We start from the raw sequence: 22221 nt of genomic DNA, 5'->3' as shown, positions 1-22221 counted from the left end.
ATTGTACTAAAACATTAAAATCATACATTTTACTCTCTATCTGCAGAATAATAGGAATGACTATGAGATTTGCGCTGCCATTGTTTTTGGTTACTTTAGTCGCTTGTAGTAATCAACAAAACTCACCTGAGCTCACTCAATGTGCTCAACAAAACTTTCAGTGTGAACAAAACTGCTCACTTAGCTCTACCGAACAAACCATGACGAGACAGATATGCAGCGGTGAATGCATTGAACGTTATAATAACTGCAAAGCGCAAGTTGAAGAGCTAACGAAAATTCGCACCGCACAATACTGATGTATTAAATGAAACTCAGCCCTGAGTTGTAGATATGTAAAAATAAAAAAGCCGCTCATATGAGCGGCTTTTTTATTTTTATAAATGAGTTATAGAAGACCTAGCTTCTTAAGCTCACGGCTTGCCATTCTGTTCGTCAATGGTACATAACCGTCTTTTTCTACAATTTTTTGACCTTCTTTAGATAGTACCATCTTCAAGAATTCCGCTTCGATTGGAGAAAGTGGTTTATTTGGGTGCTTATTCACGTAAACGTATAGGAAACGAGATAGAGGATATCTACCTGCTGCTACGTTTTCTAATGTTGCATCTACAAAGTTTTCACCTTTCTTAGTCAGTGGTACAGTACGTACACCTGACGTCTTATAACCGATACCTGAGTAACCGATTGCATTCACAGATGAAGAGATAGACTGTACAACAGATGCAGAACCTGGCTGCTCGTTTACGTTGTTTCTGAAGTCACCTTTACACAGTGCTTTTTTCTTGAAATAACCATATGTACCTGACACAGAGTTACGGCCATAAAGCTGAATATCTTTTGCCGCCCAGTCGCCATTTAGGCCAACATCACTCCAACGATTAACTTGCTTATCGCCACCACACTTACGTGTAGAAGAGAAAATAGAGTCAACTTGGTCAATACGAAGACCTTTAATTGGGTTGTCTTTATGTACGAATACAGCTAAGGCATCGATTGCAACGCGTACTTCAGTCGGTTTGTAACCATAACGCTTTTCAAATGCTTCAATCTCTTTCGACTTCATTTTACGGCTCATTGGGCCAAAGTTTGCTGTCGCTTCAGTTAAAGCTGGAGGCGCAGTTGAAGAACCAGCAGCTTGGATCTGAATATTTACGTTAGGGTAAATACGCTTGTACTCTTCAGCCCAAAACGTCATCATGTTCGCTAGTGTATCTGAACCCACAGATGAAAAGTTACCCGAGATACCGCTGGTTTTGTTGTACTCTGGTAGTTGTTTGTCAAGTGCAGTAACTTGCGTTGATACCAATGTTGTTACAGCCACACCCATTGCGGCAACTAAGCTTTTAAATTTCATTTGGGTCACTCCAATTGTTCTTCCCATTTGATTACTGAGGCTCATTGTGCGCTCAGCAAATTACAATAAAATTACCATTAAATGACACTTTTATGACTTTCGGAAGATGTCATAAAAATGCGTTTTTCCTTTGGAAAAGAGAAAGAAAAGCACGACCCTTCACCCAGTTTACTTGAGATCTCCAAATTCGAGTCATGTCGACTCAGCACATGTTTAGTGATCGCAAGCCCTAGACCTGACCCGCCTGTTTTGCGACTGCGCGCCTTATCAACACGGTAAAAACGTTCGGTCAAACGATTAATATGCTCTGACGCTATACCGTCACCGTTGTCAGTAACAGAAAATGCCGGACGCTCACCGTCTAAGCCCCATGTGACCACAATTTTGCCATTGGGCTTGGTATAGTGAATAGCATTAAAGACCAAATTAGAAAACGCACTGCGCAGCTCATCAATACACCCCTTAATATCCAATGTTTCATCAACATTAAATTCAATCTCGTGGTGCTTATCTTGATTTAGCGAGCGTGCTTCTGTGTGGATCAATTGCAGCATTCCTGGCACATTAACCGCTTTATCGTTAGCTTGGTCTCTATCTCCTTCAATTCTCGATAAAGATAACAGCTGATTGACTAAGCTGTCCATACGCTTACACTGCTCGATCATTGTCAACTGTGCTTTTTGCCAGATCGCCGGAGGTGGCACCTGATCCCCTTCCATCATTTCGAGGTAACCAGTTACCACAGTGAGTGGTGTACGCAATTCATGAGATACATTGGCAACAAAGTCTTTGCGCATTTGCTCTAGCTTTTTCAATCGTGATATATCTCGCACTACCATCATCAACTGCTCTGCATACGGCATAACACGAAACTCTAATACGCGCTCTGCGTTATGACCACTTTCAAGTTCTAATGGATCGGTGAAGTCATGATCTTGCATGTATTTAACGAATTTAGGATCGCGGATCAAGTTGTCTAAACGTTGGCCATGATCTGTCGGCCATTGCAAACCCAAGATCTTAAGTGCCAACTGGTTACACCAAATAATACTGAGATCCTGCTGCATCACGATAACGGCATCGGGAACCGCTTCTGCACCTTCACGAAAACGGCGGATCAATGCAGCAAGTTCATTGCGCTTTTTACGATTGCGATGTTGAAGATGATAGATCCCTTCAAAAATTTGTTCCCACGCACCGGATCCTTCTGGCGGGTTAAAACTACGCTGGTTGATCAACCAGTCGCTCAGTTTATACAGTTGTTTAAAATGCCAAAAAAGCAATACTGAGGCGCCCAAAAATAACAATACAAATGGTGCACCAAGTAAAATACCGATGAGGGTAAGAGGCAGAAAATACAAAAACAGGCGTTTTAACAACGCCTGTTTATCAATCACTCTATACATATAAAATGATCCTAAAGATTAAGCGCTAGGATAACGCTACCACAGCGCATTTATTAATGCTTTATACTTTACTAGAAAAACGATAGCCTGCGCCACGCACAGTTTGCACTAGCCTGTCATGTCCAAGAGGTGCAATCGCTTTTCTAAGACGTCGAATATGTACGTCTACCGTACGATCTTCAACATACACGTTTGTGCCCCATACGTGGTCAAGCAGTTGTTCACGGCTATATACACGCTCTGGGTGAGTCATAAAGAAATGCAGCAACCTAAACTCGGTTGGACCCATTTCTAGCTCATTCCCCGCAGATGTAACACGATGCGAAATAGGATCAAGTCTTAAGCCGTGAACTTCTATCGCCTCTTCTAAAGAAGTTGGCGACACTCGACGCATCACTGCTTTTATTCTTGCCATGAGCTCTTTTGGTGAAAAAGGCTTAGTCACGTAGTCATCTGCACCTACTTCTAATCCTTTAACCTTGTCTTCCTCTTCACCACGCGCTGTTAGCATGATGATAGGGATCTGACGAGTATACTCACTTTGCTTAAACTTTTTCGCAATTTGGATACCGCTACCACCAGGTAACATCCAATCCAGGAGCACCATATCTGGGTATGGCTCTACCATGGCTGCAATCGCTGAATCATAGTCTTCAGCTTCAATTGCTTGAAAGCCATTCTGTTCTAACACAAACACCAACATTTCTCTTATTGGCGCTTCGTCATCAACTACTAGTACTCTACGTGACATTCCCATTTATCTCTTACGTTACCGAAGTCGGTTTCATTATTATGACTAAGTATGACAGTTTTATGAAAGGTTACCTGATAATATCACCTTAATTCATTTCTCTAGAACACAGTTTCAATGAGTTAGAACTAATTTGTTCCTAATTTATCTGCAATTAGCGTGATTTAGCATCGAATAAAGGGGTTTCTTTACAATCTCGATTTCAATTAAAAAATTATTAAGATCATGTAATCCAGCCCGGATCATTATTTTTCTAAGTAACGGTATGCGAGATCACTATCTTACTTAGTAGATCGTTTTGGGATCACAATTATACCTACTATGATCGCATGTTCCCCGATAAAAGACATGTAAGTCATTGATCTTTTCATCCACACACCTCATATTCTGATCACACCGCCTACTAAACTACGATCTAAACACACACTTGCTAGTAAAAATCTGATCTCTGAACACTGACGTTAGTAAACTTGTGATCCGACACCCTGTAACTTGGTAGAAAACTGATCCCTGTGAACGATCTATCAATTATCACAGATAGCACTACACTACAGTACGCTCAATAAGGCCACGGGCATCTAACAAACACCCATAAAAAAAGCCCCTATTGGGGCTTAGTTATTTAAAATTAGTATCTTATTTTACTTTTGGAGCAAGCTCACCAGATAGGTATTTCACATGCATGTCATCCAGTGAAATTGGCTTGATCTTAGATGCTTGGCCAGCTGTACCAAATGCTTCGTAACGTGCAATACAGATCTCAGTCATTGCTTTAGTCGCTTCCGCTAGGTATTTACGAGGATCAAAGTTAGCTGGGTTATGTGCTAAATGACGACGGATAGCACCAGTTGCAGCCAAACGTAGATCTGTGTCGATATTTACTTTGCGAACACCATGCTTGATCCCTTCAACGATCTGCTCTACTGGTACTCCGTAAGTTTCTGGGATTTCACCGCCAAACTCATTGATCACAGCAAGCCACTCTTGAGGTACAGATGAAGAGCCGTGCATTACCAAGTGTGTATCAGGAATGCGAGCGTGGATCTCTTTGATACGGTTGATTGCAAGGATATCGCCCGTTGGTGGACGAGTAAATTTGTATGCACCGTGTGACGTACCACAAGCAATAGCTAATGCATCAACACCCGTTTTCTTGACGAAATCAGCCGCTTCCTCAGGATCGGTAAGAAGTTGATCTTGCGTCAATTTACCAACGGCACCAATGCCATCTTCTTCACCCGCCTCGCCAGTTTCTAGCGAGCCTAAAACACCTAGCTCACCTTCAACAGATACACCACATGCATGGGCCATTTCAACTGTGCGGCGTGTAACATCAACATTGTACTCATACGTTGACGGTGTTTTACCATCATCCAGTAATGAACCATCCATCATTACTGATGAGAAACCTAATTGAATAGAGCGTTGACAAACCGCTGGAGATGTACCGTGATCTTGGTGCATAACAACAGGGATATGTGGCCACTCTTCAACAGCAGCTAAAATCATATGGCGAATAAATGGTGCACCAGCATAGGCTCTTGCACCCGCAGAACCTTGTACAATTACTGGGCTGTTTGTTTTATCAGCCGCTTCCATAATTGCGCGCATTTGCTCTTGGTTATTCACGTTAAAGGCAGGAACGCCGTATCCATTCTCAGCCGCATGATCGAGAAGTTGACGCATACTGATTAAAGCCATATTGCTTTTCTCCAATTTTTGATAGCTCTTGGCTATCTATTTGAACGGGGTAGATTTAGTTTGGTTGGCTAACAACCTCTATTAATCTAAACAAAGAGTGAGAGAGTGTTTAAATTAATAGTTGGAGGCCAAAGGCCTCCATAAATTTTTATGCTTTTGCTCTTTGCTCTAGCATATCAACCGCTGGTAATTTTTTGCCTTCTAAAAACTCTAAGAACGCACCACCACCTGTTGAGATGTACGATATTTCATCGCCAACACCATATTTATCAATCGCAGCTAACGTGTCACCGCCACCAGCAATTGAAAATGCTTTTGACTTAGCAATCGCATGAGCAATGGCTTCTGTACCATTGCCAAATTGATCAAACTCAAATACACCAACTGGGCCATTCCAAACCACAGTGCCAGCCTGCTCAATAATTTTCGCTAGCTCAATTGCCGTATTTGGACCAATATCAAAAATCATGTCATCACTTTCAACTTCAGACGCATCTTTGATCACTGCAACTGCCGTTTCTGAGAACTCTTTACCAACAACTACATCGGTTGGCACTGGAATTGCGCCATTGTTCGCTTCAGCTGCCGCACTTAGCTTTTGCGCTTCAGGAATTAACTCTTCTTCGTACAAAGATTTGCCCACAGGGCTACCTGATGCCGCGATAAATGTATTTGCAATACCACCACCAGTAACAAGTTGATCGACAACCGTTGACAGTGAATCTAATACTGTTAGTTTAGTTGACACTTTAGAACCACCCACAATTGCCACCAGTGGACGAGCAGGATTATCAAGCGCTTTGCCAAGTGCATCAAGTTCTGCAGCCAGTAGTGGTCCAGCACATGCTACATCAGCAAATAAGCCAACACCATGGGTTGACGCTTGCGCACGGTGAGCTGTACCAAAAGCGTCCATTACATAAATATCACACAGTGCAGCTAACTGCTTAGAAAGTGCTTCGTCGTTTTTCTTTTCACCTTTATTAAAGCGTACATTTTCAAAAACAACCACTTCGTTATCAGCAACTTCAACACCATCTAGGTAATCTGTTACTAATCTGACGTTTTGTTCAAGTGCTTCATTTAGATGATCAACAACTGGCTGAAGTGAATACTGAGCATCGTATTCCCCTTCCGTTGGGCGACCTAGATGAGACATAACCATTACTTTGGCGCCTTTTTCCAGTGCCAATTTAATGGTTGGCAACGATGCTCTGATACGTGCGTCAGACGTTACTTTTCCGTCTTTCACTGGCACGTTCAAATCTTCACGAATAAGCACGCGTTTGCCGTTTAAATCTAAATCCGCCATCTTGATGACTGACATGGACATCTCCTTAAAAGAACGATACTAAAATTAAGAGGCTTTGATCATTGCCATTGCGGTGTCGAGCATGCGGTTTGCGAAACCCCACTCGTTATCACACCAAACTAACACCTTAACCAAGCGTTTATGGCTCACTCGGGTCTGGGTGCCATCAATAATACTGGAGTGTGGATCATGATTAAAATCAACCGAAACTAATGGCTCTTCGGTATAATCTAGAATTCCATGTAGTCTGCCTGAAGCAGCTTGTTCCAATACTTGATTAACTTGTTCTAATGTGACATCGCTTTGCAACGACACACTTAAGTCCATTGCAGTCACATTAATTGTAGGTACTCTGACAGCGATTGCTTCAAAGCGACCATGAAATTTAGGTAATATTCGCTCGATACCACGCGCTAGCTTGGTATCTACAGGTATAATAGACTGGCTGGCTGCACGCGTTCGTCGCAAATCTTTATGATATGCGTCAATCACTTGCTGGTCATGCATTGACGCATGAATAGTGGTAATTGCACCAGACTCAATACCAAAAGCATCATCTAATACTTTAATGACAGGAACAATACAGTTTGTTGTACATGAGCCATTTGACACAATTGTATGCTCAGCACGTAAATTATCTTCGTTAATGCCGTAGACAATCGTTTCATCTACATCGGCATCTGCTGGATGCGAAAATAGTACTTTTTTTGCCCCTGCGGTCAAATGTGCTTCTGCATGTTGCCTCGAATGATGCACACCAGTGCACTCCAACACAACATCAATATCTAGTGCATGCCAAGGTAAATGACTCGGATCTTGCTCATTAAAAATTTGAATTTGTTGTTCGGCAACTTCTAGATAGGGCTTATTAAGAGTAACGGGATAAGAAAAACGACCATGTGATGTGTCATATTTCATTAAATGTGCGATCCCTTCTGGATCTGCCAACTCATTGATAGCGACGATTTGAAATTCGTTGTGGCGCCCAGACTCAAAGAGGGCTCGGACAATATTGCGACCTATGCGACCAAAACCATTGATTGCCAGTTTGATTGTCATTAACTAGAAGACCCATTTTTAAATGCAAAAAGAAGTGACTAAGACTCCTTTGTAAAGATGGCGCTATTGTAATCGACCTTGAACAAATGTGTAAGTGATAAGCAAAAATTTTTCTTTATATGAGGTAAATTGCCAAAAAACAGATGTGGGTTACTTACTCAATATACCAAATTGCGCAGTTTTATTGACTCCTGCCGATCTAGATGACTGACGTGTGCCAATAACAATTCCGCTGTAGCAAGCGCGTCACTGAGCGCATTGTGGTTTTGATAAGTCGGCAAACCGTAGCGACTTCTGCATGCAGCTAAAGTAAGTTGATCTTGAGCCAGATATGTTTGACTGCGCAACAACTTGTTTTTTTCGATTTTAAGTGTATCAATGATATGTGCAGGCGTTACAGCCACGTCAAATTTATTCATATATTTCTGTAAAAATCCCCAATCAAGTGAAGCGTTGTGACACACCAGTGATTTGGATGCCAATTCCTCACCAAATGATTTGATAATTCGTTCGAGATGTTCACCGCTTTGTACCAACTGATGCTCGCCTATACCATGATACACAGGGCTTTGAGCAAGCTGTTTTACATCACAATTTAATTTATGCTGCGCTTGCTCAAGTTCAATTCGACCATTCTTAATCAACACCCAAGCAATCGATACAATTTCATGTGAGTTGGGGTCAAGCCCGGTGAGCTCTAAGTCCACAACTAAAAGTTCGCTATTCAGCCACAGCGCACTTTCAGTGCGTTGAAAAAATCGGGGTAGTCGCCACTTCATTGCGCTATAAACTCCCTCGCGCAAATTTAAATACACACGCCTGCTGAGCTTGCTTGATCAAATGAAATGCTTCTTTTAATTGATGGCGTTCAAGTGAGCTTAAGAGTTCTGGGTTAATGCAATTTGGAGGCAGCTCAGGGGCCTCTATTTGAACTTTAAAACGTAGCTGAGTGAGAAATCGCCAGCAGTCTTGTAAATTGTAGATGTCCTCTTTGCTGAGCACGCCACATTCTTTTAGGGCGGCTAAGCGCATTTGAGTATTCGCTTTGTTGATACCACACTTGAGGGCATACAGACGCACTAGATCGTTCACGATTGCTACACCCCGGATTTTTAAATCCAAATATCGGTGTTTGTGTTTATCCCGCTCCAACTTAAACTGCATAAACAAACCGATAGGCACACTATTAGTACTGATATCCGTCGCCATGGCCGCAAAAAACAGTTCTTGCTGTCGCAGTGTACTCAGTCCCGCATTGAGGCTTTGGTACAACGCTTGATCACCATATATAAAACGTCTATCAAAAAATATTTTACTATTTAACATGGCCTGCGGAGTCGGTGTATGCACCCACTGTTCGTAGCGTAATAACCATTCGTCAACCGTTCCTCGACACTGTGCATTGCTCGCCATAATGCCACCAGGGCAGGCTTTGATACCACAGCTGATCAGGTGCCCCGATACGTATGCACCCAAACGAGCAAAATAGTCGCGTTGATGGTCTAAAATGGCATTGGAAAAAACTAATCCATTATCCTGATCTGAATGTAATGTCTGCTCTTCTCGCGCTTGTGAACCAAAGCAGATCCAGCAAAAACTGCATGGCGGTTCACCCGCTTGTTGAATGAATAACTCAGTCAAGCGGCTCGTCAACGCATCAGTTAAACCACTGAGCAAAGTCCCAATAAAATAAATGTCTTCAACCGTATTTGAAAAGCCGCGTAACAATGCAGGGATTTCCATCGCTAAACGGATCACTTCCTGATGACTGTGGGCCTTGTAAATTTGCCCAATCAATTGCACGGGATCATGCTTTTGTTGTCGCAGCAGATCTGTACTGGTCACCATCCCCAACGGCACTCGTTCTTCATTGAGTACAGGGAGGTGATGAATATTATGCTTGAGCATCAAATGTAGCGCTGAGAATGCGCGATTGTTCTCAAAGATAAACTTGGGGTTTGGAGTCATGATTTGCGCAACACGGGCGCTCGGAGCTAGTTCTGCTGCCAATACTCGATTGCGTAAATCGCGATCGGTTATAATCCCTGACAGCTCGCCTTTTTCAGTGACAATTACTGAGGATACACCCGCATTTTGCATTAATTTAGCAGCATCTACTATGCGCGCGCTGGGCTCAATGGTCACAGCCGATTTGCCCATCAAAGCAGATATTTTGTGCTCAGGCCAAGCGCGTCCTCGTTCTTGATAGTGGCTCGATAACAAGCGCTTTTTGTGTGCTCGAACAAAATGTTGTTCAAACTTCAGATATTCTCTCCGCAAAAAATCAAAGTCTTGTTGTGGCAACAAAAACACCAACCCACTGGTTTGCACCTCAAGGTGGTTTTTTATCTCTTCACCTGTTAACAGTGAGGGATAACCAAAATAATCCCCCTCCCCAAGCCGAGTTACCACCTCACCTGCGGTATTGACCAAATCAAACACACCTGAGCGAATTAGGTATAAATATTTATCAGTGGGTACCAGCAACTCTGATTGATTCAATGACGTGATATAAACCACCTTGGCGTGATTTACATAAAAATGTGCGCATGCAGGGGGCAGCTCACTGAAGGGCAATTGCTTTGTCACAAAGTCCAAAACATCTACAACAGGCGAAACACTCTGAGAATGTGTCATTTTTGCTCCTTCAAAAGACACTAGCCCAGCGAAATGCTGGGCTAGTTTGTCCTCATTACTTTAGTGTGCGTGTGCCGCACTAGAACCTTTAGGGTTACGGATCCCATCGACCATACGTTTTACTTCATCTGGTGTCTCTGCTGTAAGCTTCATAACAACAGCTGCTACACCAAAATTAACCAGCATACCAATGATACCTATCCCCTCTGGAGAAATACCAAATAGCCAATTTGCTGGAGCGTTCAGCTCTGGACTGACAAACTTAAAGTAAATAATATACGCCGCTGTGAAGCCTATACCTGAAATCATACCAGCAATCGCACCTTCCTTATTCATGCGTTTTGAGAAGATCCCCATGATAATTGCAGGGAAGAAGCTCGCCGCAGCTAAGCCAAAGGCAAACGCGACCACCGAGGCAACAAATCCAGGTGGATTTATTCCAAAGTAAGCCGAGATCCCAATTGCCACCATCGCAGCAAGACGTGCGGCCATTAGCTCTTGTTTATCGCTGATATCCGGTTTAAGTGTGCGTTTGAGCAAATCGTGAGACACTGACGTCGAAATGACCAATAATAATCCCGCCGTCGTTGACAGTGCCGCAGCAATGCCACCCGCGGCAACGAGTGCAATAACCCAAGCTGGCAAATCGGCAATTTCAGGGTTGGCAAGTACCATAATATCGCGGTCAATTTTTACTTCATTGGCACTGGCTGGATCATCGATTTTACCAGCTGAATAGAACATCTTGCCATCGCCATTTTTATCATTGAATGTGATAAGCCCTGTTCTTTCCCAATTTTTAACCCACTGCGGCGCTTCAGCGTACGCTGTACCACTGCCATCTTTACCATTAATGGTGTCGATCATGTTTACTCGAGCAAACGATGCAACCGCTGGTGCTGTGGTATAGACTATCGCTATAAACACTAAGGTCCACGCTGCTGAAATACGTGTATCTTTTACTTTAGGTACAGTAAAAAAGCGTACGATTACGTGTGGTAAACCAGCCGTACCGACCATCAGGGCTGCAGTGATTGCAAACACATCAATCATGCTCTTCGAGCCTTCGGTATACTGCGCAAAGCCGAGTTCAGTACTGAGCCCGTCGAGTTTGTCGAGTAGGTAGGTATTTGAGCCGTCAGCTAATGTCGCACCAAACCCAGTTTGTGGTAGTAAATGCCCTGTCATCATCATAGAAATAAAAATTGCGGGCACTAGATAGGCAAAAACTAACACACAATATTGCGCAACCTGTGTATAGGTGATCCCTTTCATACCACCTAAAACGGCATAGAAGAAAACAATCACCATGCCAATATAAACACCCGTTTCAATATCGACTTCTAAAAAGCGCGAGAATACAACTCCAACGCCACGCATTTGCCCAGCAATGTAGGTAAAGCAGATAAAGATGGCACATAAAATAGCGACCACACGCGCGACCTGCGAATAATATCTATCGCCAATAAAGTCAGGTACCGTGAATTTGCCGAATTTGCGTAAATAAGGTGCCAGACATAATGCAAGTAGCACGTAGCCTCCAGTCCACCCCATCAGGTATACACCACCATCATACCCAGCGAAGGAAATGATACCTGCCATTGAAATGAACGATGCTGCACTCATCCAATCGGCAGCCGTCGCCATACCATTGGCTAGCGGTGGTACGCCACCGCCGGCGACGTAGAATTCATTGGTTGATCCCGCTCGAGCCCAAATAGCGATACCGATATAGAGGGCAAAACTCAGCCCAACAATTAAAAATGTAAACGTTTGAACATCCATTATGCTGCTCCTTACTCATCTACGCCGTATTTTTTATCAAGCGCATCCATTTTCGATACGTAGACAAAAATCAAAGCAACAAATGTATAAATTGCGCCTTGTTGTGAAAACCAAAAACCCAACTTAAACCCAAAAAAACGTACTTCATTTAATACGTCTACAAACAAGATGCCACACCCAAATGACACCACAAACCAAATAGCTAATAGCTTAAACATCAAGGCTAGATTTTCTGACCAATATGCTTTTGCTTGTTCTTCACTTTTAAAGGCCATGATTAACTCCCCGTTTAACGCATGCAGTATGAATGCGTTGGTATGAATTGACCCTTTGACTTTAGCAACGGCTTGTCACGATTGAATTGAGACCTTAGTCGTAAACTCGTTTTGACGTTTACGTAAACTGCAAATAAAAGAAACTTGAGGAAAATTAATAGTCTTTAAAATCAGCCAGTTAGATAAAATTATATTTCTGAGCATTTAGAATAATTAACAATTCATACGGCATAAGACATTAGTCTAATTAGCACAATAAAGTATGCGCTTTAAGACCGATGCGGCGTATTATATTTCCAGCAAGGGCGCTCTGGCTTATTCCTGCTAAGCCAGATAAGATTACCCCTCAAACCGTTCATCGAATTTAATAATATTATCAATAACATCAACTAGGACTTACGATGACAGCTGCGCTTATTCTGGTCGCTCTAAGTTATATTGGCCTACTATTTTGGCTCGCCAATTGGGGAGATAAACATACGCCGTTGGCACAAAAGATTAGCCATCACCCCTTTGTTTATGCGCTAGCTTTAGGGATCTACTGCACCTCATGGACTTATTATGGTTCAGTTGGCACAGCCGCAGCCAGTAGTTGGCACTTCTTTCCAATTTTACTTGGACCCATGTTGCTATTTATATTCGGCCATGGCTTTTTACGTAAAATGATATTGGTAAGTAAAAAACAAAATATTACAACAATCTCAGACTTTATAAGCGCACGCTATGGCAAGCGGCAAATGACTGCAATTATGGTTACGCTTATCGCACTGCTTGCGACTATTCCCTATATTGCTTTGCAGCTGAAAGCACTTGCAAATAGCTTTGAATTACTGCGTCAAAATGACGATGTTTCTGGAGCCACTTTAGCACTCATCGGCACCTTAATGATGGCACTATTCGCCATATTTTTCGGTGCTAGAAAGGTAGATGTCACGGAATATCGCTCTGGGTTGATGTTAGCCATCGCATTCGAATCTTTGATTAAACTCTTGGCCCTAGTTGCGGTGGCGTACATTTCATTGCAAGCATTGTTTATGCAAGCCCAGACCCAATCAATTTGGCATCATTGGCAAGAGTTTAATTTTGCGGATTTCAATTTTATCGGTCAAACGCTCATGGCTGGCGCTGCAATTATATGCCTACCCAGACAGTTTCACGTCACTGTGGTCGACAACCAAAATAGCAACCACCTCAATACAGCTAGGTGGGCTTTCCCTCTATATTTGATGCTGATCGCCCTGATGATCATTCCCATTGCCAGTGCAGCGATCCATCCACAAATAGGCCAAAATATTGCAGCTGATAGCTTTGTCTTAGGCCTGCCACTGAGCTTTGATTATCCTGTAATGTCGACTTTTGTTTTTATCGGTGGACTCTCCGCAGCCACCGCCATGATAATTGTTGCGACTTTGACACTCAGTACCATGTTATCTAATGACATTGTCTTACCTTTACTCCTAAAAAGACGGTTTAAAAAGAGTCTATTAACTAATAACTACAAGTCCCAGATCTTATTGGTAAGACGCTTTATTATTGGCGCTATCTTATTGCTCGCTTATCTGTATCAGCAATGGATTGGCCATGGTGCAGCGCTGGCGAGTATGGGGCTGGTCGCATTCTCTCTTGTTACTCAATTACTCCCAGCCATTGTCGGCGGTTTATACTGGCGCAAGGGCCATGCTTATGGCGTCTATGCAGGCTTACTTGCCGGACTTATCTGTTGGGCGTTGTTTATGTTATTGCCCATCGTATCGTCACCCGAATTACTCGACTATCAAACCCAACAAACTATTGTCACAAGAGGTACTTTGCTCGCTTTACTGGCAAACATCAGCTGCTACATTAGCTTTTCTTTAGGAGCCCATGAGCGACTGATTGATAAGCTCCAAGCAACCGCATTTGTCAGGCCCAAAGAGCAAGCGGCGCTAGCCAAAAAGCTAAACAAAGAAGTCAAAGCAACAGTCTATGATTTCAAAGTGCTACTACAGACATTTTTGGGCATTCAAAGAAGTCAACAACTGCTTGGGCACTACGCGCTCAATGAGGACATAGATGAAAACAATGCCTCGCCAACCCCTGATTTTATTAATTTTTGTGAACGCGCTTTAACCGGGGTTCTCGGTGCATCCTCAGCTCAGGCACTGATCCATGCTGTTTCTTCCGGAAAACAAATGGCATTCGAAGAAGTCGTCACCTTTTTCGACGAAACCACACAAGCTTTGCAGTTTAATCAAAATTTATTGTTTACCTCTTTGGAGAATCTCAGCCATGGTATTTCCGTTGTCGACCGGGACCTCAAATTGGTTGCATGGAACAAGCGCTACAATGAAATGTTTGAATACCCACAGGGCTACCTCCAAGTTGGTCAAGATATTGAAGAAATCATACGCTATAACGCCCAGCGAGGTGAATGTGGCCCAGGTGCACTTGAAAAGCTGGTTGAAAAGCGCGTTCAACACTTGAGAAATGGGACCCCTCATCATTATATTCGCCATCGGGAAAATGGGCAGGTTTTCGAAATGACAGGTAACCCCTTGCCTGGAGGTGGGTTTGTAACCAGCTTTTCAGACATTACCATGCATATGGCAACACAAAATGCGCTTGAAGAAATTAACATGGACTTGGAAAATCGCATCGAGGCTAGAATGCTGGAGATACGCGCTATCAACCAAGACTTGAAAGCACAAATAGCCACTCGAGAAAAAATAGAGCAAGACTTAGTTGCTGCCAAAAAAGAAGCGGAACGCGCTAATGATAGTAAAACGCGCTTTTTAGCCCTCGCAAGTCACGATATCTTGCAACCCCTCAATGCCGCACGACTATACCTTGGAGCCATCAACGAGCAACAACTTCCCGAAACAGAACAAAGCAATTTGAGCAAGCTTGGGGACAGCTTGGACTCGACTGTACATTTAATGTCGTCGCTCCTTGATATCGCCAAACTTGAACAAGGTGCCATGCAACCGACACCTAAACATTTTAATTTGAGTGACATCCTTAACCCACTTGCAAACGAATATGCCCTGATCTGCCAAGATAAAGGGCTGACACTCAAAGTGCGTAATATCAACCACGTTGTACACGGCGATATCACCTACTTGCGCCGTGTCATTCAAAACTTAGTCTCTAACGCAGTTAAATATACTGACTTAGGTGCGGTATTGATCGCTTGTAGAAAACGCGGCCATAGCTTGCGTATTGAAGTTTGGGATACCGGCCCGGGTATTTCCCCTTACGAACAAGAAAAGATCTTTAATGATTTTTACCGTATTGAGGCGGGTGACAATCGCGGTGTCGGTTTGGGTCTAGGGGTCGTAAAACGCTTATGTGATTTGATGAGTATTCCACTTACAATGCACTCTAAGCTTACTAAAGGCAGTCGCTTCTTCATTGAAGTGCCACTTGGTGAGCAACAACAAGTACAAACAGTTGATGCAGTTAGGCACAGTGACAATAAACGAAAGCTAACGGTGATGGCCGTAGATGATGATCCAAATAATTTAGCAGCCATGTCCAGCTTACTGGTTAAATGGCAACTGCAACACACACTGTTTTCTCAAGTTGACGAAGCCTTGAACTACGCAAAAAATAATAGAGCACCTGATATACTTTTGATCGACTACCAGCTCGGTTCGCACTGCGATGGCGTCACTTTAATCAAAACACTTAGAGAGGTCTGGCAACATGATATTCCAGCCGTGCTCATCACCGCAGTGCGAGATCAAGCTCTCAAAACTCAGGTAAAAGCACATCAGATCCATTATCTAACAAAGCCATTGAAACCAGCAAAACTCAAGGCTCTGCTAAATCATTCCCAATGACCAGCTATAGCGCCAGTTTAATTTGATCCCGCCCGGCAGCTTTGGCTTGATAAACAGCTTGATCTGCCGCTTTTAATGATTGGCTAAATGGCATGTGCAAATTAACATCGGCAACGCCTATGCTCACTGTAAAGCGGATCGCCTTGCCTTCATATTGCACCGTGAGTCCAGCGGCCTCTTCTCGCAAACGTTGCGCCACATTCATAGCCTTGGCTACTTCAGTTTCGGGCAATAAAATGATGAACTCTTCACCACCCAATCTACATACGCAATCTTCAGTGCGAACTAGTTCATTGCAACAGCGGGCGAATTGTTTGAGGACTTCATCTCCACCATCGTGACCATACTCATCATTAATCAATTTAAACCTGTCTAAATCAATCATCAAAAGACTTAGCGGTCTATCTGAGCGCTGATGTCGGCTCATCTCACTTCTCGCATAGTCCATTAAGTAGCGACGGTTTTTTAGACCGGTAAGAACATCCTGAAATGCCATTTCTGTTAAGCGCTGCTGCATTTGCCACAGCTCGTGAACTAAGAGTCGTCGGCTACAACAATCCGCGATCAATTCCGCAGCCACGACTTCCCATTGCAACCAGTCTCTTGGCTCAAATCGCCCTTCACAACACACCACACCAATTGCCAAGCCATTTTGAAAAATAGCTGTGTCTAGCAGTGCACAGATTTGCTGCGGAATTAAATAACCTTCCGTGAACTCTTTTGTTCTAGGATCTGTTATTGCGTCGCATGCAGAAATGGTCTCGCCATTTACAATCGCGCGAAAATAATTGGGGTAATCTAATACTGTCAGTTCAGGCAAAGGTCCCGTGATCACGCCTTCCCAATCCGTATTGGCAAAGTTAACTAACTTCTCGGGGTTAGTCACATCATCAAATAGCCACACCGATACACGGCTAACGTTAAGCAACGCCTTTGCTTCTAAAATAATGTCTGACAAAAATTGTTGATGGCCAACAGATACGTCAACCTCTTTTGACAAAACTCTTCTGAGTCTCTGTGTGACATGCGTTAGTTCATTGTGCCGATTGTTGGACACATTCCCATCGTACTCTTTCACATTTACAGCCAATGCTTTCACCCAAATACATCTAGTTAATACACAGTGTGACCTTAAGTGCTGATCACTTGTTCTAGCTTGTAGCCTTCATTTTCTCAACTATTCTAGGTCTACAGCTCAACTAGGTATAACGCGTTAAGGCAAAACCATCGGCTACTTGTTACATTAATAATACGCCTATAAGATAAAAAAGCACTCAATTTATCCCATAAAAGGAACTTGTCGAGAGATAAATTATTTCAACTGCACCCTGTATAGGAATAAAAACCGATAGAAGCCCAGAATAAGCGCTGCGTATCAAATTTGCGCCAAAATAAAAGGAGCTGGTCAGCTCCTTTTATTATGCGGTGTACTTACTTAGATATTTCTTGAAGATGGGATCGTCCTTCGCCATGTCTCTTTGTTCTTCTAATATATCAGCGAGCATTTGATAAGACGTCAGAGGGTTAGCCAGTACAACACGGAAAACAACGGTCGGCTGATTACTATATTGTGGTGGTGTTAAACGTGTTCTTGATACAAATGAACGGCCCGTCTCACGCTGGCGTTTTTGCATACTGGCCGTTAGGCGGTTTAACGCAGCATAAATATCGAGCTTTTCTTGTTCGTCAGCAGCTTGTAATACCGCTTTTACTTCTTTAGGTACGTAGCGATAAGTCAACAAGCACAGTTCTGGCTGTGATATCAACTCAAAGTCATCTTGCTCTGAAATTAGATTGGCAAAATAGTGTGCCTTTTCAATGCTGTGATCAATCAGCATCTCGTAACCTTTACGACCTATCACTTGAAGACACGCATGTACCAACATCGCCATACCCGGGCGGCTACCTTCAAGAGTATGACTACCTAAATCTTTGGAGCCTTTTCGCAAAATGTATTCAGCGTGATGTTCGATTACGTCAGTTGCCGTCGGGTCTTTAAATAAAACGATGCCAGCGCCCATTGGCACGTACATTTGTTTGTGTGCATCAATAGTCACTGAATCTGCTTTTTCAATACCAGATAAAAGGTGGCGATATGTATTTGAAAGCAATGTCGCACCACCCCATGCAGCATCCACATGAAAATGACAATTAAGCTCTTTACATAGCTCAGCCATCTCATTTAACGGGTCAATGCTGCCCGTTTCAGTCGTGCCTGCAACGCCAACTATCGCCATAACTTTGATCCCTTGCGCTTCAAGCTCTCGGGCTTTTTCTCGCATGGCAACCATATCCACTTTGTTATCGTAATTGGTGCATACAGCAATGAAGTTTTCTCGGCCAATTCCCAACACATCGGCGGCTTTACCCAATGAATAATGCCCGCGTTCTGACACAAGTACTGCTAATCCTTTGTAACCATAATGCATCATTGCCGCAAACATACCTTGCGAGGAGATACCTTTAAAATCACCATCAGGTTTCAACAATCGGTTACGTGCGATCCATAAAGCCGTGATATTGGCTATTGTTCCACCAGAACAAAACGCCCCAAGCGCGTTTTTAGCGCTGTGCATCCACTGTTGATAAAACTCTTCACCTTGCCCGTAAGTCAGGTGGTGCATCATGCCTAAAACTTGACGTTCTAATGGCGTAAATGCTTTTGATGTCTCAATTTTTACCAAGTTTTGGTTAAGACCCACCATCAATTTAGAAAGTGGTAGTAAAAAGTGAGGCAAAGCAGAGGTCATATGACCAATAAAGCTAGGTGACGCTGTATGAACCGAGTGTGCAACTAATTGCTCCATAATATCTTGAGCGTAATCTGACACAAAAGTCGGTTCTTCTGGGATAGCCGCAGACTGAAAGTCTTTCTCTATCTCATGCAGAGGCTTTTCAACCGCAGCAATATTTTCGTTCAAAAAACCCGCTAGATTATGAGAGATCTCTTGTTCAATTTTACTGAGTGTAGAGCCAGGGGCTTCCGGTACGGTAAAGATTCGCATCAAGCTTTCTTCAGAAGCGACTGCACAACGCTTTGGACCCATTGTTATTCCCAATCACAAATAAAGAGTAGATTGTGCAAGCGCTAACATCGCGGCTGACAGACACATCCACCTTACTAATTTATTACGAAATGACTAACTCTACTTTAAAGTTGTAGGAAAGTCTGCAAATGCAGAGCAAAAAAATAAACTCGGTTGCTATTTTCTTCATAAACAGAGGAAATAAAAGTTTTTGGGGACAAAAAACATACTCAATTTACTAAAAATTTTGTAAACTCAGCATCAAAGATATAAAATTTGTAATATTTTCTAACTCACCTCGCAACCGGAATTGCAATGAATAAATGGAACTTTGCTCACCGTACACTTTCTTTAACCTGGGTACTCGTCGGTTTTTTAACTTTTGTAGTCTCGCTCGTTGGTTACGTTTATTACACCTATCAAAGTAGTAAAACAACCATTATGCGTGATATTGACGAAAAGCTGCGTATCGCGGCGCACAGTGCAAACCTATTTGTCGGGGCTGATTACCATGACCGCCTAGACAAATTATCAACTCAAGAATTTAAAGCTCAGAGTGAGCGTCTTACTAAGCTAGCACAGGCTGTCGGAGTACAGTATGTCTATACCATGATTTACGACTCTCCCCATGTCCGCTTTACAGCGTCAAGCTATACGGTTGAAGATGTCACTCAAGGAAATATTACTCAATATCGTGATATCTACGAAGAAGCCACGACTACTAATAAAGGAGCTTTTCGTTCAACCACAGAGGTGTTTGAAACATCAATAGATAAATGGGGCCACTTTAAAACCATATTTGTGCCTCACATTACGCCTGAGGGCCAAATATACCTAACAGGTGCTGATATCCCAATTGCACATATAGAATCTCAATTGCAGGAAAATGTGACACAAGCAGCGTTGTCTGCAAGCTTTTTTTTCTGCATCGCACTGCTAGTAGCGGGCACCTATATGCTGGTGTATCGACGCACCCTAACCACTGACGCCAGAACAGGATTTGCTAACCGTTTGGCACTTGAACAAGACTTAACTAGGGCAAAGCGACCACACCTTAGTCTCGCCATCATTTCAATTTGTGAACTTGAAGAAATCATCAGCTTTTATGGCGCTGGCGTAGGCGACAAAGTCATTCAAAATGTCATGCGGTATTTTCAAAATTTGACCTCACCATTCAAGGTATACCGGTTAGCGACCTCAAAGTTGGTATTGCTGTGTGATACACCAAACGGAGAGCACTATTTAAACAACCTAATTTCAGAATTTCCCTTCTCTCGGCCAATTCTCAATGAACCTATGCTATATATTCAGCTCAAGGCGGGGATCGCTCGAGGGAACAAAGGACTACTGCTTGAAAATGCTTTTATCGCTTGCCGGCAGGCCCAGCAGCTATATCAAACGACTTATATTTACGGTCAGCAGACACAAAAAACAAAGTTGTTACAAGAGTCCAACTTAGCCATTGCTAAAACAGTGCAAAGTGCCTTTGATCAGCATCGTATTATTCCATATTTTACCCCTCGGGCCAGCATCGACGATCATCAAATAGTGCAATACCACTGTGCGCCTCGAGTGCTCACCGAGCAAGGCGTGATCTTAAAATCTCAAGCCTTTGGCGAGGTTATTAAGCACTCGCGTTTGAACTCTCAGCTAACCAAACAGATGCTTGAACTATGCGTGACCCAGTTTAGAAAAACCAATATCGCGTGGAGCTTGGCGTTAACGCCTCAAGATCTGCGTGACCCGCAAATGATGGAATGCATCACACAATCCATTAACCGCTACCCACAACCCAACTTGATCACCTTTGAGCTAGATGAACAAGCCCTGATCAGCCAGTTTAATGATATGACTGCCATTATCAGTATATTGCGCAGTAAAGGGGTTAATATTTTAGTGAATTCACGTAATAGTGGCTTACTTACTATCAGCCGAGTGTTAAAAATGTCTATTAATGCGGTAAAACTCGAAGAAACGCTTATTGAGCAGCTGGCTGACAACCCACAAGTAAAAGGACTCGTTCAACATATTGGAGAGCAGTGTAAAAACAGTCAGATCGCATTGATTGTTTCAGGCATAAAAAGCAAAGCGCAATTGCAGCAGCTAGCTAATACGCATATTACCTTGTTTGAAGGGGAGTATATCGGCGCCGCAGCGCCGCATATTAAAGATAACTTGGCCCCGCCAATACTGGATGTATCATAAAAGGGCATTGCTTCGAATTACTAAGGCGTTAAACTCACAACCAAGCGCGTACTGGACTGCCCACTGGCCCAGTACTTGCGCTCAAATGGCGTGATAGCTTGTGCACTTTCATACGCTTCAGCTGCTGCGTCAACTCCGGCTAATTGCAAAGCCCTAGCAAACTCTTCAACATAAATTGACCAGTTGCTTCGCACCTCTAACACGCCACCAAGCTTAACTATAAAAGGGAATACTGCTGCGCCGTGCCAGCGTCTTTGAATGTGTTTAGACTTTGGCCATGGGTTTGGATATAACAAATAGTGGTGGCTTGGTTGCCATTTTGCCTCAACGGCTAAGCGCCAAAAATCGTTTAGATCGGCTTGAACTAAAATGTATTGCCCATGCTCACTTTGCTTGTATTCAATATCGTGCTTATCAAGACGGTGAGAAGACTTATCAACCCCAATCACTAAGGCATTAGGATGGCGTTTAGCCAGATTAGCTGTACTTTCTCCAACCCCACAACATGAATCCAAAATAATCGGGCCCGAGAATGCCTGCACCTTGTCATTTACTTCATTGAATGCCTTTAAAGTATGCTCAGCAATGGGTTTTTTGAACTCAGCTTCCAGGTGCTTTTGCACGATTTCATCTAATTTTTCGTGCAAGCCAGTTTGGTTTGAGGTGATACTCCGAGAGTTTGCGTCAGCCATTTTGCTCGTATCGTTAACTTTAAATGGAGCAATTTTAGAAGTTTGAAAAGTAAAGTAAATAGGGGATTGCCAATTTTAATAGGCTTGTACCTAAGGTATAGCAATACAGCGACAATCAACATTTCAATACGTATAAGCTAACGCCCCCACCAAAAATATCAACAGCGCTTCATTATGCTCCAATCCCGCTTCAT

Annotated in this window: 16 protein-coding genes; 3 read left to right on the top strand and 13 right to left on the bottom strand. The window is 43.0% G+C overall.

What is annotated here, in order from left to right:
- Positions 1–62 precede the first annotated feature (62 nt).
- Complete coding sequence (locus tag QNM18_RS12735) at positions 63–299, top strand: hypothetical protein (protein WP_348772555.1); 237 nt, start codon at positions 63–65, stop codon at positions 297–299.
- An 89-nt stretch (positions 300–388) separates the two neighbouring features.
- Here QNM18_RS12735 and QNM18_RS12730 read toward each other — a convergent pair whose 3' ends face one another.
- The 10 genes from QNM18_RS12730 to QNM18_RS12685 form a co-directional block, all read right to left on the bottom strand.
- Entirely contained in the window at positions 389–1357 is a 969-nt protein-coding gene (locus tag QNM18_RS12730; protein ID WP_211011135.1) for a PstS family phosphate ABC transporter substrate-binding protein, read from the bottom strand.
- Between the two features lie 77 nt (positions 1358–1434).
- Positions 1435–2763, bottom strand: a complete 1329-nt coding sequence (gene phoR / locus QNM18_RS12725; RefSeq protein WP_211011137.1) for a phosphate regulon sensor histidine kinase PhoR — start codon at positions 2761–2763, stop codon at positions 1435–1437.
- Between the two features lie 61 nt (positions 2764–2824).
- Positions 2825–3514 carry a phosphate regulon transcriptional regulator PhoB gene (phoB, locus tag QNM18_RS12720; protein ID WP_023399796.1) on the bottom strand — a complete coding sequence of 230 codons (690 nt, stop codon included), beginning with the start codon at positions 3512–3514 and terminating at the stop codon, positions 2825–2827.
- A 636-nt stretch (positions 3515–4150) separates the two neighbouring features.
- Positions 4151–5215: a class II fructose-bisphosphate aldolase gene (fba, locus tag QNM18_RS12715; RefSeq protein ID WP_023399795.1), complete on the bottom strand. Its 1065-nt coding sequence runs from the start codon at positions 5213–5215 to the stop codon at positions 4151–4153.
- Positions 5216–5363: 148 nt separating this feature from the next.
- Positions 5364–6542, bottom strand: a complete 1179-nt coding sequence (locus tag QNM18_RS12710; RefSeq protein WP_211011139.1) for a phosphoglycerate kinase — start codon at positions 6540–6542, stop codon at positions 5364–5366.
- Positions 6543–6572: 30 nt separating this feature from the next.
- On the bottom strand, positions 6573–7586 hold the full coding sequence (epd, locus tag QNM18_RS12705; RefSeq protein WP_211011141.1) for an erythrose-4-phosphate dehydrogenase: 1014 nt from the start codon (positions 7584–7586) through the stop codon (positions 6573–6575).
- 158 nt (positions 7587–7744) lie between these two features.
- Complete coding sequence (locus QNM18_RS12700) at positions 7745–8365, bottom strand: 3'-5' exonuclease (protein ID WP_284137427.1); 621 nt, start codon at positions 8363–8365, stop codon at positions 7745–7747.
- Between the two features lie 4 nt (positions 8366–8369).
- A complete protein-coding gene (locus QNM18_RS12695) occupies positions 8370–10223 on the bottom strand; it encodes a DUF294 nucleotidyltransferase-like domain-containing protein (protein WP_284137426.1) in 1854 nt (617 codons plus the stop codon).
- Between the two features lie 60 nt (positions 10224–10283).
- Complete coding sequence (locus QNM18_RS12690) at positions 10284–12008, bottom strand: sodium:solute symporter family protein (RefSeq protein WP_211011147.1); 1725 nt, start codon at positions 12006–12008, stop codon at positions 10284–10286.
- Positions 12009–12019: 11 nt separating this feature from the next.
- The gene (locus QNM18_RS12685) at positions 12020–12283 is read right to left on the bottom strand and encodes a DUF4212 domain-containing protein (RefSeq protein WP_211011149.1); all 264 of its coding nucleotides are present in this window, start codon (positions 12281–12283) and stop codon (positions 12020–12022) included.
- 401 nt (positions 12284–12684) lie between these two features.
- Here QNM18_RS12685 and QNM18_RS12680 point away from each other — a divergent pair, with 401 nt between their 5' ends.
- Positions 12685–16104, top strand: coding sequence for a hybrid sensor histidine kinase/response regulator (locus QNM18_RS12680; RefSeq protein ID WP_284137425.1), 3420 nt, complete (start codon positions 12685–12687; stop codon positions 16102–16104).
- A gap of 4 nt (positions 16105–16108) precedes the next feature.
- On the opposite strand, the gene QNM18_RS12675 is transcribed toward QNM18_RS12680, so the two are convergent.
- Positions 16109–17182, bottom strand: a complete 1074-nt coding sequence (locus tag QNM18_RS12675) for a sensor domain-containing diguanylate cyclase (RefSeq protein WP_284137424.1) — start codon at positions 17180–17182, stop codon at positions 16109–16111.
- 340 nt (positions 17183–17522) lie between these two features.
- Positions 17523–19151 (bottom strand): pyridoxal-dependent aspartate 1-decarboxylase PanP, encoded by a 1629-nt coding sequence (gene panP, locus QNM18_RS12670; RefSeq protein WP_284137423.1) that lies wholly within the window; start codon positions 19149–19151, stop codon positions 17523–17525.
- A 294-nt stretch (positions 19152–19445) separates the two neighbouring features.
- On the opposite strand from panP, the gene QNM18_RS12665 reads away from it, so the two are divergent.
- Positions 19446–21335: an EAL domain-containing protein gene (locus QNM18_RS12665; RefSeq protein WP_211011167.1), complete on the top strand. Its 1890-nt coding sequence runs from the start codon at positions 19446–19448 to the stop codon at positions 21333–21335.
- A gap of 20 nt (positions 21336–21355) precedes the next feature.
- Here the strand turns inward: QNM18_RS12665 and trmB are convergent, their stop codons facing one another.
- On the bottom strand, positions 21356–22027 hold the full coding sequence (gene trmB / locus QNM18_RS12660) for a tRNA (guanine(46)-N(7))-methyltransferase TrmB (protein ID WP_211011168.1): 672 nt from the start codon (positions 22025–22027) through the stop codon (positions 21356–21358).
- Positions 22028–22221 lie beyond the last annotated feature (194 nt).

Source organism: Pseudoalteromonas obscura, assembly GCF_030135505.1.
Classification (GTDB): Bacteria; Pseudomonadota; Gammaproteobacteria; order Enterobacterales; family Alteromonadaceae; genus Pseudoalteromonas; species Pseudoalteromonas obscura.
The sequence above is the reverse complement of the archived record's forward strand: the minus strand, read 5'-3'. Positions and strand labels throughout refer to the sequence as shown.